The 14,555-nt window shown below is 46.2% G+C and carries 11 protein-coding genes; 7 read left to right on the forward strand and 4 right to left on the reverse strand.

Going from position 1 to position 14,555, the window contains the following annotated elements; translation table 11 throughout:
- Positions 1-31: 31 nt before the first annotated feature.
- A complete protein-coding gene (gene serA, locus KU855_RS00260; RefSeq protein ID WP_218528335.1) occupies positions 32-1,261 on the reverse strand; it encodes a phosphoglycerate dehydrogenase in 1,230 nt (409 codons plus the stop codon).
- Positions 1,262-1,706: 445 nt separating this feature from the next.
- On the opposite strand from serA, the gene KU855_RS00265 reads away from it, so the two are divergent.
- Positions 1,707-2,366, forward strand: coding sequence for a LuxR C-terminal-related transcriptional regulator (locus tag KU855_RS00265; RefSeq protein ID WP_218528336.1), 660 nt, complete (start codon positions 1,707-1,709; stop codon positions 2,364-2,366).
- 91 nt (positions 2,367-2,457) lie between these two features.
- Here the strand turns inward: KU855_RS00265 and KU855_RS00270 are convergent, their stop codons facing one another.
- Positions 2,458-3,954 carry a curlin gene (locus KU855_RS00270; RefSeq protein WP_218528337.1) on the reverse strand — a complete coding sequence of 499 codons (1,497 nt, stop codon included), beginning with the start codon at positions 3,952-3,954 and terminating at the stop codon, positions 2,458-2,460.
- Positions 3,955-3,966: 12 nt separating this feature from the next.
- Positions 3,967-4,398 (reverse strand): curlin, encoded by a 432-nt coding sequence (locus tag KU855_RS19035; protein WP_371316293.1) that lies wholly within the window; start codon positions 4,396-4,398, stop codon positions 3,967-3,969.
- A gap of 389 nt (positions 4,399-4,787) precedes the next feature.
- On the opposite strand from KU855_RS19035, the gene KU855_RS00280 reads away from it, so the two are divergent.
- From KU855_RS00280 to katB, 5 genes are all read left to right on the forward strand, one after another.
- Entirely contained in the window at positions 4,788-7,319 is a 2,532-nt protein-coding gene (locus KU855_RS00280) for a S8 family serine peptidase (protein WP_218528338.1), read from the forward strand.
- A 368-nt stretch (positions 7,320-7,687) separates the two neighbouring features.
- On the forward strand, positions 7,688-8,914 hold the full coding sequence (locus KU855_RS00285; protein WP_218528339.1) for a NupC/NupG family nucleoside CNT transporter: 1,227 nt from the start codon (positions 7,688-7,690) through the stop codon (positions 8,912-8,914).
- 2 nt (positions 8,915-8,916) lie between these two features.
- The gene (deoD, locus tag KU855_RS00290; protein WP_218528340.1) at positions 8,917-9,624 is read left to right on the forward strand and encodes a purine-nucleoside phosphorylase; all 708 of its coding nucleotides are present in this window, start codon (positions 8,917-8,919) and stop codon (positions 9,622-9,624) included.
- A gap of 243 nt (positions 9,625-9,867) precedes the next feature.
- Positions 9,868-10,311: a PaaI family thioesterase gene (locus KU855_RS00295; protein ID WP_218528341.1), complete on the forward strand. Its 444-nt coding sequence runs from the start codon at positions 9,868-9,870 to the stop codon at positions 10,309-10,311.
- A gap of 247 nt (positions 10,312-10,558) precedes the next feature.
- Positions 10,559-12,022, forward strand: coding sequence for a catalase KatB (gene katB, locus KU855_RS00300; RefSeq protein WP_218528342.1), 1,464 nt, complete (start codon positions 10,559-10,561; stop codon positions 12,020-12,022).
- A gap of 56 nt (positions 12,023-12,078) precedes the next feature.
- On the opposite strand, the gene KU855_RS00305 is transcribed toward katB, so the two are convergent.
- Complete coding sequence (locus tag KU855_RS00305; RefSeq protein ID WP_218528343.1) at positions 12,079-12,681, reverse strand: TMEM165/GDT1 family protein; 603 nt, start codon at positions 12,679-12,681, stop codon at positions 12,079-12,081.
- 596 nt (positions 12,682-13,277) lie between these two features.
- Here KU855_RS00305 and KU855_RS00310 point away from each other — a divergent pair.
- Positions 13,278-14,462 (forward strand): aromatic amino acid transport family protein, encoded by a 1,185-nt coding sequence (locus KU855_RS00310; RefSeq protein ID WP_218528344.1) that lies wholly within the window; start codon positions 13,278-13,280, stop codon positions 14,460-14,462.
- Positions 14,463-14,555: the final 93 nt, after the last annotated feature.

A 14,555-nucleotide genomic window follows, 5' to 3' on the forward strand; every position in this document is an offset into this window, starting at 1 on the left:
GACCGCGCGGACTGAGGTCGGTGGCGATTTATCAATGTAGCAGGCGAGTACGAATAGTCCCTTCAATCGCTTGAAGCTGAATAAGGGCTTCTTCAGCATGGCTAGTATCCACTTCCATCACCACGTAGCCAATTTCAGCGGTGGTTTGCAGATATTGCGCCGCGATATTGATGCCTTTTTCGGCAAACGCTTGGTTGATTTGAATTAACACCCCAGGGCGATTGCGGTGAATATGTAATAACCGTGATGTAGCCGAATGCTGTGGTAACGAGACTTCGGGAAAATTGACCGCCGAGACCGTTGAGCCGTTGTCAGAGTACTTAGCTAATTTGCCCGCGACTTCAATGCCAATATTTTCTTGTGCCTCAGCCGTACTACCCCCCACGTGTGGGGTGAGAATGACATTATCTAGTCCCTGCAATGGCGAGCTAAATTGCTCGTCATTGGATTTGGGTTCAACGGGAAACACATCGATGGCGGCTCCGCTAAGCCATTGCTCTTTTAATGCGATAGTCAGGGCGTCGATATCGACCACAGTCCCGCGCGATGCATTAATCAGGATACTGCCTTTGCGCATGCAGGCGAGTTGTTCTGCCGCTATCATATTGCGGGTGGCTTCGGTTTCAGGGACATGCAAACTGACCACATCGGCATTCGCCAATAATTGAGTAAGACTGTGTATTTGCTGGGCATTACCCAGTGGCAACTTATCTTCGATATCATAAAAAATAACGCGCATGCCTAAGGTCTCAGCCAAAATACCCAGTTGCGTCCCAATATGACCATAGCCGATGACTCCAAGGGTCTTGCCGCGGACTTCATAACTTCCTGAGGCACTTTTAAGCCAGCCGCCAACATGGGCCTTAGCGTTGCGTTCAGGGATGCCTCTAAGCAACATGATGATTTCGCCGAGTACTAATTCAGCCACACTGCGGGTATTAGAAAAGGGCGCGTTAAATACAGGGATCCCCAGCGTTTCGGCCGCACCAATGTCAACTTGGTTGGTGCCGATACAGAAGCAACCAATCGCGACTAATTTATTCGCTTGCGCTAGAACCTCGGCAGTTAACTGAGTACGAGAACGAATGCCGATAAAGTGTGCATCGCTAATCGCTTGATTGAGTTCATCACCGGATAGCGATCCTTTATGGCTTTCGATATTGCTATAGCCTGCCCGAGTGAGAACTTCGATGGCAGAAGGGTGAAGCCCCTCGAGTAATAGAATTTTTATTTTATCTTTATTGAGCGAGTATTTCGCCATAGGGCACCTTCACTGGAATATTTATAGGGTATTCACTCATTACCACCGCAATTGTCGAGTGGAATAAGTTTTGTCTTTTTAAATCAATTGCAATGCCAGCTCAATCCTTATAGGTCATTTTTGATAAGTGCGAAGCTTAATACTCAAGCTATCATCTTTTAGGTTATTTGTAGAGGTCTAGATGGCTAAAGTGTATGTTTGCCATTGAGAACAATTCGCTATCTAGTGACAATTGTTGTAATAATGTGTGCAAAATGTTTGGAAAAAGGGAATTTATCAAACTATCAAGCTATATTGAGTTACTTAAATCAGTCTTTAGTCTGATGCAGTGACTGATACAAAAAGACACAATTCAGTTCAGTTGGCATGTTTATGGCTAACATGAAACAACAATTGGAGGGTTCATGCTCAAATTGTTAACTCTGGCGTCCAAGGAGGATTGTCAATGACTACGATCAGGGACATTGTTTTTTTACATCAAATTGCCTCACCTTGTAATTTAGCCATGTTGGCTAAGGCCAGTGGCTATAACGCAAGAGTATATAAGAATGCTGATGATATTGATTATTCCAATACTGAGGCCTTTTGTTTTATCAGTCATCAAGGGGCCTCATTAGACAGTAAGGGGGTCCCCCTACTGGTTTCACGCTTGATTAGTCAGGTTCCCGTTGCCTTATATCAAGTCGATCAAAATGCCATCGATGCAGAAACAGCATTGCTCATGGGGATCCGGGGCTTATTGTACAATGAGCAGCGAATGGATCTGATGATGGGCTTAAAAAAAATGTTACAAGGGGAGTTGTGGTATGAGCGGCCTATCTTGAGTAAGGTGTTTCGGTCATTGATTTTAAAAGTTGATAATTCGTCACCAATGTCGAAAGAAGCCATGATGATGTTACAAGCATTAACTGGTCGAGAACGCACCATCATCAAGCTGGTAGGCAGTGGTGCACGCAATAAAGAGATCGCGCAGCGCTTATGTATTAGTGAGCATACCGTCAAGGCTCACATTTCCTCTATCTTCAGAAAAACCCAATCTCGTAATCGAGTGGAGTTATTGCGTTGGGCGCAAACACATCAGGGCCAGTTTGAACTGATGGGGTAAAGGGTTAAGTGACACGTTACTTTGCCGCATAAAAAAACTCCGGATGAATCCGGAGTTTTTTATTGGCTTAAACGTCGCTGACGTTTTCCGCTTAGTTTTGGATGACAATCGCGCTGTTGTTGTCACCGGTTTGAGTCACATCAATCACATTACCGATACCAGATTGTAGACCTGTCACTATGTTGTCATTACCTACTTGGCTAATCGACAGTGAGTTGCTGTCACCTGTGATTTCAAAGCTGCCTGAGGCAGTACCTTCACCAGATACCCAGTTACCATTACCTGTCTGGCTAATCATGGCTGAGTTTTCATCGCCGAGGATAATTAAATCAATCAGGTTGAGATCGCCATTCTGCGTGAGTTCTACATCGGTGTTGTTGTCACCAATTACTGACGCTAAAGCTTCGTTATCGTTACCATCTTGTTCAACATTAACGTCGTTATCATTGCCTGAAATTTCGACATAACCAAAGTTAGTGTCGCCTTCTTGAGTGACTTCTGCAGAGTTATCATCACCTGTTACAAACACGGCAATTTGATTGCTGTTACCGTCGGAAGTCATTAATACATCGTTATCATTCCCCTCTAAACCAAAGGTGGCATAGTTGCTATCGCCTTCTTGGTCTAGCATGGCAAAGTTATCATCGCCTATCACAGCGAATTCAGCGGCATTGCTATTACCGGTTTGTTCAATATCAATGCGGTTATCATTCCCATCGATAATTGCCACTTCAGGGTCGCCAATCAGGTTTGAGGTGCCGTCTTGAACAATTTCGATATCATTGTCGTCACCATTAGCAAATTCGAGCACCGCTGAGTTCGAGTCACCGGTTTGATCAATCTCAACTTCATTTGATGAACCCGTCATGCTATACACAAAGCCAACGTTGTTATTGCCATCTTGAGTCATCACAAAATTATTGTCATTACCAAAGACACCGCGAACACCGGCTAAATTACTGTCACCAAATTGGCTAGCATCTAAATCATTGTTGTTGCCAATATTGCGGTCAAGATTGACACCAATCATACCGGCCTGGTTACTATTACCTTCTTGGGTGGCAATGAAGTCATTATCATTACCTTCGGCGCGATAGACAGTAAAGTTACTATCGCCAAGTTGGTAAATGTCACCGGTATTATTATCACCAATCAACTCTACGTTGGTATCGTTGCGGGAACCATCTTGGTTAAGGACGACATCATTGCTGGCGCCGGTAATAACCATTTCAGTGGTATTCCAATAATCATTCTGGGTCACATCAACCACGTTGCTATCACCGGTGATTTCACTGCTAGCAACTTGCCAATCAAGCGTTTGAGTGAAAGTGACATCGTTACCATTGCCCGTCACATCTGAGTAACCTTCATGCCAGTAACCGTCTTGACTGATGTCAGTCACGTTGTCATCGCCGACTTGTGAAGAGATTATCGTGTTGCGCTCTCCGGTCTGAACTGTGGTCGCTTCGTTATTATTGCCGGTTTGGGTCACGGTACTTTCATTAGGGTAGTCTTGTGCATTAACCCCCACGCTAAAGGCTGCAGCAATAGCGATGGCAATAATGGATTTTTTTGTCACTGAAGTCATATATCAATCCCTTCACTTATATTGTGTGATTGAGATGGCGGCGCCATCCCCGATTTGTTGTATGGCAAAACTAGTGCCATTGCTCTGATTGAGTTGAACTAGGTTGTTTTGTCCGATTTGACTGATGTTGGCTAGATTGTCATCCCCGCGTTGGCTGATCTTAATCAAATTACCTGAGCCTACTTGGGTACTGTTCGCCTGATTATTGTTACCAGACTGCAGTATGTCGCTCTCATTACTTACCCCCAGTTGAACCATAGTTGCTTGGTTAAGTTCACCCGATTGAATGAGGCGTATCGCATTGTCTCTGCCACTATTTTCTAGGACAGCTTGCAGAGTTAGTGATATCCCAGCTTGCTCCATTAACTGAGCGCTTGGTTCTGCATTGGCTTTAGCTGCCAACAACAGCAATACCATGACGATGCCGTATTTCACATGTGGCACTTTTTGCTCCTCTAGTGGTTTGTCGCCTTCTTACTAAATCGAAAACATTTCCAAACTGACGTATTCAAACTAGGGTGTTAACTAATCGATAACAATTGAACTAAAGGCTATTTTTTTTTTTGCTTTAAAAGTTTTTATTTATCGATTGGTAGTCAAAAAGGCTAATATTTACAGTAGTGTAGGATTTTAATCTGCGCAGCTATGCTGATTTGGCTAGTTCATGGGTATTAGTATAAAGGTGTTAATTTTTTGTTAGCACCTTGGCGGGGGCCGATAATTGTGGCAACAATCATGTTGGTTAGGAAATTAAAGGCGTTCGCTGTGGTGGTGTTAACACCCAGTGAACGTTTTCCCATGTGGTAGATATGACATGAAAATAAGGATGAACAATGATAACTAAACTCTCGCCATTAGCATTGGCTGTATCGGGTATGCTGGCTCTCGCAAGCACTAGCGCCCTCGCGGCTGATTCAAAAATGGCTAAACAAAATGAAGCCATTAGTTACGATAAAGATTCAATTTTAGTTGTCTATCATGACAATACTTCTAAGAGTGAAAGATTGGCGGCACAACGCCTTGTCCGTGGTTATATGCAAGATAAAAATAGCGACGGAATCGATGATAAGTTTTCAGCCCTGATGAACGGGCGCTTGGCTCAAATATCTTTGGGTCGTGGCGGCGATGTAAAACAAGCCATAAAAATGATGAGTGCTCACCCTGCAGTTAAATATGCAGAGCCAAATTACCGTTTACATACTTTAGCGACCCCGGATGACACGCGTTATGGTGAGCTGTGGGGATTAAATAATACCGGTCAAACATCTGGCACAGCGGACGCTGATATCGATGCAGCCGAAGCGTGGGATATCAGCACAGGTTCAAGCGACGTTGTCGTCGCGGTGATCGATACCGGTGTTGACTATAACCACTCAGATCTGGCAGGCAATATTTGGACCAACCCAGGTGAGATTGCTGGTAACGGCATCGATGATGACGGCAACGGTGTCGTCGATGATGTTCATGGTTTCAACGCGATAAACAATAGCGGTGACCCATTTGACGATAATGCCCATGGTACTCACGTATCGGGCACTATCGGTGCTAAAGGTAATAACGCCAATGGTGTTGTGGGTGTCAACTGGGATGTCAGCATCATTGGTTGTAAATTCCTTGATTCGTCCGGTTCAGGTAGCACAGCCGGCGCGATTGCTTGTGTTAACTACGTCACCGATCTGAAAGTTAACCGCGGTGTTGATGTCAAAATCACCAACAACTCTTGGGGTGGCGGTGGTTTTAGCCAAGCATTAAAAGATGCTATTGATGCCGGTGGCGATGCGGGCATTATGTTTGTCGCTGCCGCGGGTAATGGTGCGTATGACAATGATGCTTCACCCAGCTATCCTGCGAGCTATGACTCCGATGCCATCGTGGCTGTAGCCAGTACCGATCATAATGATGCCATGTCTGGTTTTTCTCAGTACGGTTTAACCAGTGTTGACTTAGGTGCACCAGGTTCTGCGATTTTATCGACCGTGCCTGGTGGTGGTTACTCTAGCTTCTCTGGTACCTCCATGGCTACCCCGCATGTCGTCGGTGCGGCAGCGCTTGCGTGGTCTGTTAATCCAGATCTTGATGTCGCTGAAATGAAAGAATTGTTGTTGAGTAGCGGTGATGACAATGCTGCACTTAACGGCAAAACTGTTTCTGGTAAGCGTCTAAACGTCAACAATGCGTTGGAAGCGGCTGATCCTTCACCTGCCTTTAAGTTAAATGTCACTCCGGGTACGCAAACCATCGAAGCTGGTGCCAGCGCCAGCTATGAATTTAGCGTAGGAAGTGTGGCTGGTTGGGATAACACGGTTAGCTTGAGCTTTAGTGTCGATCCTGCATTAGCTGGAGTGAGTTTATCGACTGACTCTGCAATGGCAGGGGATACTTTCACCTTAGATGTTGCCACCATGAGCGATACGGCATGGGGTGATTATGCCATTGAAGTGACCGGTGTTGACGGTGATATTGTTAAGTCTAAGACGGTTAATCTGACGGTTATTCCACAAGGCTTAGCGGACTACCCGTACAGCAATGACACTCCTGTCGCTATTCCAGATAACAACAGTGAAGGTATTACCAGCACGATTGAGGTCGCTGAAGGTTTACTAATCTTTGGCACCGAAGCGAGCGTGGATATTACCCATACCTGGATTGGTGACTTGATTGTTACCTTGACTTCGCCAACGGGTACTGAAGCTGTACTGCATAACCGTGCTGGTGGCAGTGCCGATGATCTGGTTGAAAGCTGGGATTTAAGTGCCTTTAATGGCGAGTCTGCCATGGGAACTTGGACCTTAAACGTTAGTGATAATGCGGGTGCGGATCTTGGTACCTTAAACAGCTGGGGCTTAGTGTTCTCTGCGGTGGGTGATGGTACGCCTGCTGCGCCAGAGGCTGGTTTTGACTATGAGGTTGACGGTCTGAGCGTGAGCTTTACCAACACCAGTTCTGATATCAACGATGATATCGTGAGCTATAGCTGGGACTTTGGCGATGGCATGATGTCATCAGATGCTAATCCAAGCCATGTCTTCGCTGCGGCTGGGACTTATACCGTGAGCTTAACCGCTACTGATGCTGAGGACCTGTCAAATACCGTGACTCGTGAGATTGAGGTGTTCCAACACTCAATTGATGCAAGTGCAACTCGTGCATACAAATCACGCCGCGGTTCTGCGTTAGTGGATGTCGCATGGGACGGCGCGGTAGGTGATTCAGTCATCATCATGCGTGATGGTCAGCAAGTCGCTGAAACCAACAATGATGGTCGCTACCGAGATCGTTTCTCTACCGCGGCGACTACTGTGACTTATCAAGTGTGTGAAGCAACGTCGAGCTTATGTTCTGACGAGTTTGTTGCTGAGTTCTAAACCATACTAGGTGATATGTCTAAGGCGCTAGTTTCTAGCGCCTTTTTTTATGGTCAATTATTCTCAATTCATATTATTATTATTTCATTTCTGTAATTTTATTACCTTCCATCCCTGACTGAATGGCCGCTCTCATAACCATTGGCTTATATTATTTTTATTCGCTGCGGTGGAATTATAAGCGCGCTTGTTGTTGGTTGGTTGCCGGTTTTTTGCTGGCTTGTGGCGTACTTTAGCGTTTTAGTGATAAAGGGGACGTCAATATTCAATAATCTAATATTCTGCTGAAGTAAGTGATCTGTGTCTCTTGTCGTTCTCGCACCACTGGTTACACTGCTGCCATTACAACGATTTAGGGTGTCATTTGTATGGAAGTTTTCATCAGTTTAGTCGGCATGATGTGCCTGATTGGATTAGCAGTCATTTTTTCTGAGAATCGCCGTGCCATCCAGTTGCGTACAGTGCTTGGCGCCCTCACTTTTCAAATCTTATTCGGCGCCTTTGTGCTCTACGTTCCTGCCGGCCAAGCGGTACTCGACAGCGTCTCATCGGCGGTCATGCAAGTGATAGGCTTTGGCAATCAAGGTTTGTCATTCCTATTTGGTGACCTCGCCAATTTTGGGGTTGGCTTTATCTTTGTGATTAACGTTTTGTGCGTTGTGGTGTTTATTAGCTCGCTTATTGCCGTCTTATATTACCTTGGCATCATGCAATTAGTGATTGGGGTGATTGGCGGTGCTTTGGCCCGTATCTTGGGCACCAGCCGCGCCGAATCCTTATCAGCGACCGCCAATATTTTTGTGGGTCCAATCGAAGCCCCCTCGATGGTGCGTCCTTTTATTAAGCGCATGACTCGATCAGAGTTGTTCGCGGTCATGACCGGTGGTTTGGCCTCGGTGGCCGGTGGCACCATGATTGGATATATCCAAATGGGGGTTGATGTTAAATACGTGTTGACCGCCGCCTTTATGACGGCGCCAGCGGGTTTATTATTTGCCAAATTGATGTGGCCAGAAACTGAGCCGGTTGAAAATGACATCAAGAAAATTATTGATGCCCAGGAAGATAAACCGGCCAATGTGCTTGATGCTGCGGCCAATGGCGCAGCCATGGGAATGCAGCAAGTGCTAGCGGTATCGGCATTGTTATTAGCCTTTGTCGGTTTAATCGCTATGGTGAACGGCATGATAGGTGGGATTGGTGGTTGGTTTGGCTTTGAAGACCTCACCATGCAGTACCTTTTAGGCTTTGTGTTGGCACCATTGGCTTGGGTAATGGGAGTGCCTTGGAGTGAGGCCACTGTCGCGGCATCTTTTATCGGCCAGAAAATGGTGATTAACGAATTTGTCGCTTACATGGATTTTTTGACTGTTAAAGACCAACTTTCTGAAAAAACACAAATTATTATTAGTTTTGCCCTGTGCGGCTTTGCCAACTTAGGCTCGTTGGCGATGGTGATAGGTGGACTGGCAGCCTTGGCTCCAGAACGCCGGAAAGATCTGAGCGCCATCGGCGCCAAAGCTTTGATTGCTGCCGCATTGGCCAACTTGATGAGCGGTACCATTGCCGGCTTATTATTTAGTTTAGGAGCGTAACCATGACACCCCATATTAATGCCCAACCAGGTGATTTTGCTAAAACATTACTGATGCCTGGCGATCCTTTGCGTGCGAAATATATTGCTGAAAATTTTTTAGATAACACTCGCTTAATTACTGATGTTCGCAATATGCTTGGCTACACCGGTGAGTACCAAGGGAAACCTGTCTCAGTGATGGGTTCAGGCATGGGCATTCCTTCAATCTCTATTTATGCCAAAGAGTTAATCACTGAGTACGGCGTGGAGAACATCATCCGTATTGGATCATGTGGCGCTATTAGTGACAATATCAAGTTAATGGATGTGGTTATGGCGATGGGCGCGAGCACCGATTCACAAGTGAATCGTACCCGCTTTGCCAACACAGATTTTGCCATGATTGCTGACTTTGGCTTATTGCGCCGCGCAGTGGATGCCGCCGATCAGCAAGGTGTTAACTATCACGTGGGTAATCTCTATTCGTCGGATCTGTTCTACTGCAGCGATGACAATCGCTATGACTTGATGGAGAAGTACGGCATCCTTGGGGTCGAGATGGAGGCCGCCGGCCTGTATGCTGTGGCTGCCGAATATGGGGCCAAAGCGTTAGCGATGATGACAGTGACTGATCATATTCGCTTAGGTCAACACCTCACTGCGGAAGAGCGTCAACATACACTCAATGAAATGATTAAATTGACCTTGGCAGCGATCCATACCTTGTAATTGCGGTTTACCCTGCAGGTGCCAACGTACCCAAGACTAATAATAACGGGACGTTGGCACCACCTTTTCCCTATCTAAGCCCCACTACACGCCTTATGGTGCCTTTTATTGATGACAGCCATTGCTAAGAGGCAAAATCAGGTGGCCTCAGCTTGGTTATTGCCATTACACTGTCTGTTCATTTATTCGCGGTAAGCTTGGACGCCACAAGATGCCGCTTCGCCTAACCACAAGGATGCAAAGATGAGTATTTGGTTTCAGCCTGTGACTTTAGAGCAGTGTGAGCAGTTAGATAAAGGAATGCATGGTCAGGGAACCTTGATGCAAACCTTGGGGATCCGCATTACCGAGATTGGTGATGATTACATGACTGCGACCATGGACGCTACACCGGCTGTCCATAATCCGTTGGGGATTGTTCATGGGGGCGCTAATGTGGTGTTGGCCGAAACGGTGGCCAGTTATGCCGCAAATTTTGCAGTGGACTTCACTCGCTACTTTTGTGTGGGTCAAGAAATTAATGCCAATCATATTAAAGCCTCCCGTAAAGGCAAACTCTTTGCCACGGCCAGACCTATTCATTTGGGTAAACGCACTTCGGTGTGGGAAGTGAAAATTACTAATGCGGCCGGTGAGTTAACCTGTATTTCAAGAATGACTGCCGCAGTGGTTAAACGCGCTGAATAAACCAGCGTTCGCAAGAGATCACTGTGGTTAACCGCTAAACCTTGATGCACATCAAGGTTTTACTAAAAATTTGACCTTATTCTCTGTAATACCCACTTCAATCTGTATTTACGATTAATGTTATTTGTTTTAATCGCTTTATGTGTTGGTCAGGATGTCGCTATTCTAATGGCCATCAGATTGGAGTCGAAGTTTGGCTCAGGGAATTCAAATTTTTAGCATCAATAGCGATGCAATGGAGTGTAATATGGATAAGCAACCTCAGTATCTCACCGCTCAAAATGGCTCACCGATTAGCGATGATCAAAACTCACTTAGCGCCGGTCAGCGCGGGCCATTGTTGCTGCAAGATTGGCATTTAATTGAAAAGCTGGCTCACTTTAATCGCGAGCGTATTCCCGAGCGGATTGTGCATGCGAAGGGAACGGGAGTCTATGGGGTATTTACCTTAACCAAAGACTTGAGTGATTACACCATTGCCGATCACTTTAATGGCGTCGGTAAGCAAACCGAAACCTTTGTGCGCTTTTCTACCGTCGGTGGTGAGATGGGATCTGCCGATGCCGAGCGCGACCCCCGTGGTTTTGCGGTGCGTTTTTACACCGAACGCGGAAATCACGATATTGTCGGCAATAACACCCCAACGTTTTTTTTGCGTGATGGTATTAAATTCCCTGACTTTATTCATACTCAGAAACGCAATCCGCACACTAATTTGAAAGATCCACAGGCCATGTGGGATTTCTGGTCTCTTAATCCAGAAGCCATGCATCAGGTCACGATTTTAATGTCAGACCGGGGTATTCCTGCCAATTATCGCCAAATGCATGGTTATGGTTCTCATACCTATTCTCTATGGAATGCTAAGGGCGAGCGTTTCTGGGTGAAGTTCCACTTCAAGAGTCAACAAGGGATTGCTAATTTAACCGCGGAGCAGGCGGATATTCTTAAGGGCATTGACCCCGATTCCAGTCAGCGCGATATGGTGGTTGCGATTACGGATAAGCAATTCCCGCGCTGGACAGTGAATATGCAGATCATGCCCGAGGCTGATGCGAATCATTACGCCATCAACCCGTTTGATTTAACCAAGGTATGGCCGCATCAAGATTATCCATTAATGGAAATTGGGGTGTTGGAGTTAAATCGCTTGCCGCAGAATTATTTTGCAGAAGTTGAGCAAGCGGCATTAGCCCCAAGTAATTTAGTGCCAGGGGTAGGGGCTTCGCCTGATAAAATGCTGCAAGCGCGTTTGTTTGCCTATGCTGATGCCCAACGTTATCGTATTGGGGCTAACTATAATCAGTTGGCCGTCAATTGCCCGCATGCTACTAAAGCGAATCATTATCAGCGTGGCGGAGCGATGGCAGCGAGTCAGTGTCCTTATCACGGCCAGCAAACGCTCAGCGAAAGCAGCCCAAATTACGGCCCTAATAGCCAAGATCATGTGGTTGAAGCCGTTGAGTTCGCTGAGCCACCATTACGCCTCGACGGTGAAGCGGCGCGTTACAGCCGTTATAACCAAGACGACTATCGCCAAGCGGGCAATTTATATCGTCTCTTCAGTGAGGCAGAAAAACAGCGATTGGTCAGTAACATTTGTTCGACATTAAGCCAGGCGAGCTTAAGCGTACAACAACGTATGGTTGAACATTTCAGTCAAGCCGATAGCGACTATGGCATGCGAATTAAACAAGCCTTAGCCAAATAAGCAACGGGGTTGCCTTATTAACAATGCCAGCATCCTGCTGGCATTGTTATATTGGATTATTGCCAGAATAAGGTAATGACGCCGATGCCGGCAAATAACCCAGCACAGAGGCGACGGATCAGCACCAATGGCAATTTTTCGGCACTATAATCCGCGATGAGGATCACCGGGACATTCGCCAATAACATTCCGATAGTGGTACCGGCGATAACCATCCACAAATCATCAAAACGTCCAGCCAAGACTACAGTAGCGACTTGCGTTTTATCGCCCATCTCCGCCAAGAAAAATAAAATGAAGGTGGCAATAAATGCCCCGTGACGATAAAAACTGGTGTGTTCCTCATCCATCTTATCGGGCACTAATACCCATAACGCAATGGCAAAGAATGATGCGGCTAATAAGTATTGTGCGACATCCGGAGCAATAAAACCCATGGCCCAATGGCCTAAACTGGCTGCCGCGGCATGATTAACAATGGTCGCCAACAATATGCCGGCAACAATGGCGGTTTTATTGCGAAAGCGTGCGGCGAGTAATAAGGCGAGTAACTGGGTTTTATCACCAATTTCAGCAACAGCAACCGGTGAGTAGTGTGTCCATAATTTATCCGATGGGGGGCGCTCATGACGAGGCAGCAAATACGTAAGCACAAGCATCCCGCCACCCCAATAGTGCGGATACTGTGCTCAGGTCTTGCTGGGCGAGAACACCTATGTGGATGTTCTTGGCTGTGAATACCATGGCGTGCGGCCAAGTATGTTGATATTCACCCCTGACTATCGTGATAGTGAGGTTAGCTACTCCCCCGAAGCGGAGTGCATTGTAATCAAGTCGCTTCAGTTTGCCAACGGTTATCATGGCTAAGTGAGTGGGTGGCTAATATTGTCGGCGGGACCTCCATTTGGAGACATATTTTTATATCGATACTGGGATTTGGCGATTGCAGAGGATCCTGCTGCTGATTGGACTTGTGCCGACGAAATAGCTTTGCTATGGTCGCTGCAGTCTTATGAAAAGTGTGTAAATAGTTAATATTGACTAAATACTTGAACTTCATTTAGTCAGTCGCTTCGGCTAGACAAGATGACACTAAGATCCACTTAACTTTAGGGGCCAATTGTCGCACTGAATGGATCATTCAGGCGGTTATAATTGGGGATAAGTGCTTCCGATGCGGTATTTTCTATACGCTTTTGTGCAGTTCTGATGTCCTTCACTCAAAATAACTAATAAATAGAATAGGACTTTAAATTTGAATTTAAAGATATTAGGCTCGATTGCAATCGTAGCTGGTACCGCCATTGGTGCGGGGATGTTGGCTTTGCCTTTAGCGACAGCGGCGTTGGGGCTTATTCCTGCGTTAGGCTTGTTACTGGTGGTGTGGGCTGTATCGGCGTATACCTCGCTGCTCATGCTGGAAATTAATTTACGTTCCGGTGTCGGAGATAATGTCCATGTAATTACCGGTAAAATATTGGGAAAGAAGGGGCAATTTGTACAAGGGGCGTCATTTTTAAGCTTGTTGTTTGCACTGACAGCAGCGTATCTCACCGGTGGATCTTCGCTATTGGTGCTTAAAGTCGAGAATTTATTTCAAGTCTCGCTCGATAACCAATGGGCTGTGGTTATTTTCACGCTGGCGCTAGGCGGCTTTGCCGCGCTTGGGGTGTCTTGGGTTGATAAAGTCTCACGGATTTTATTTTCCTTGATGGTTGCCCTCTTGGTGCTGGTGGTGCTGTCACTTTTTCCAGAGGTCAATCAAGTGTCCTTGGCACAAGAGGTATCGTTATCCTTGACAGATAGCTGGATGATCGCCATTCCGGTGATATTCACCTCGTTTGGTTTTCATGTGTGTATTGCCACCTTGGTGCGCTATTTAGACGGTGATGCTGGCAACTTGCGGCGAGTATTGCTGATAGGTTCAACCATTCCCCTCATCTGTTATATCCTGTGGTTATTAGTCACTTTAGGCACTGTCGGCGCAAACAATATTTATGGTTTTTCCGGTTCATTACCACAACTGGTGACCGCCTTGCAGCAAATGGTGGCGAGCCCGATAGTGAGTAAGGGGATTTCGTTTTTTGCTGATTTGGCTCTGATCACTTCATTTTTGGGGGTGACCTTAAGTTTGTATGATTTTATTGCCGAACTGACGCGCTCAAGCGCCAGCGTCAAGGGGCGAGTTGGCACTTGGTTAATGACCTTTGTGCCGCCATTATTGTGCGCCTTGTATGTGCCAGAAGGGTTTGTAGCTGTACTGGGATTTGCTGCTATTCCCTTGGTATTTATGATTATCTTCCTGCCCATTTTGATGGCCTTAAGGCAGCGAGCCCTGATGCAAACTGGCTATCAAGTCGCCGGTGGTCAATGGGCGTTAGGTCTAGCGGGTATCGCCGGTATCGCCATTGTTGCTGCGCAATTGTGGGTTGCTTTGTAACTGAATTTGTCAAAGGCTGTTAGCAATTGGTTTTACTATGATAAAGTCGGGTAGATACTCGGCTTTTTTTTTGTTTTAAGAAATCAATAACTC

It is taken from the genome of Shewanella sp. NIFS-20-20, assembly GCF_019209865.1.
GTDB lineage: Bacteria > Pseudomonadota > Gammaproteobacteria > Enterobacterales > Shewanellaceae > Shewanella.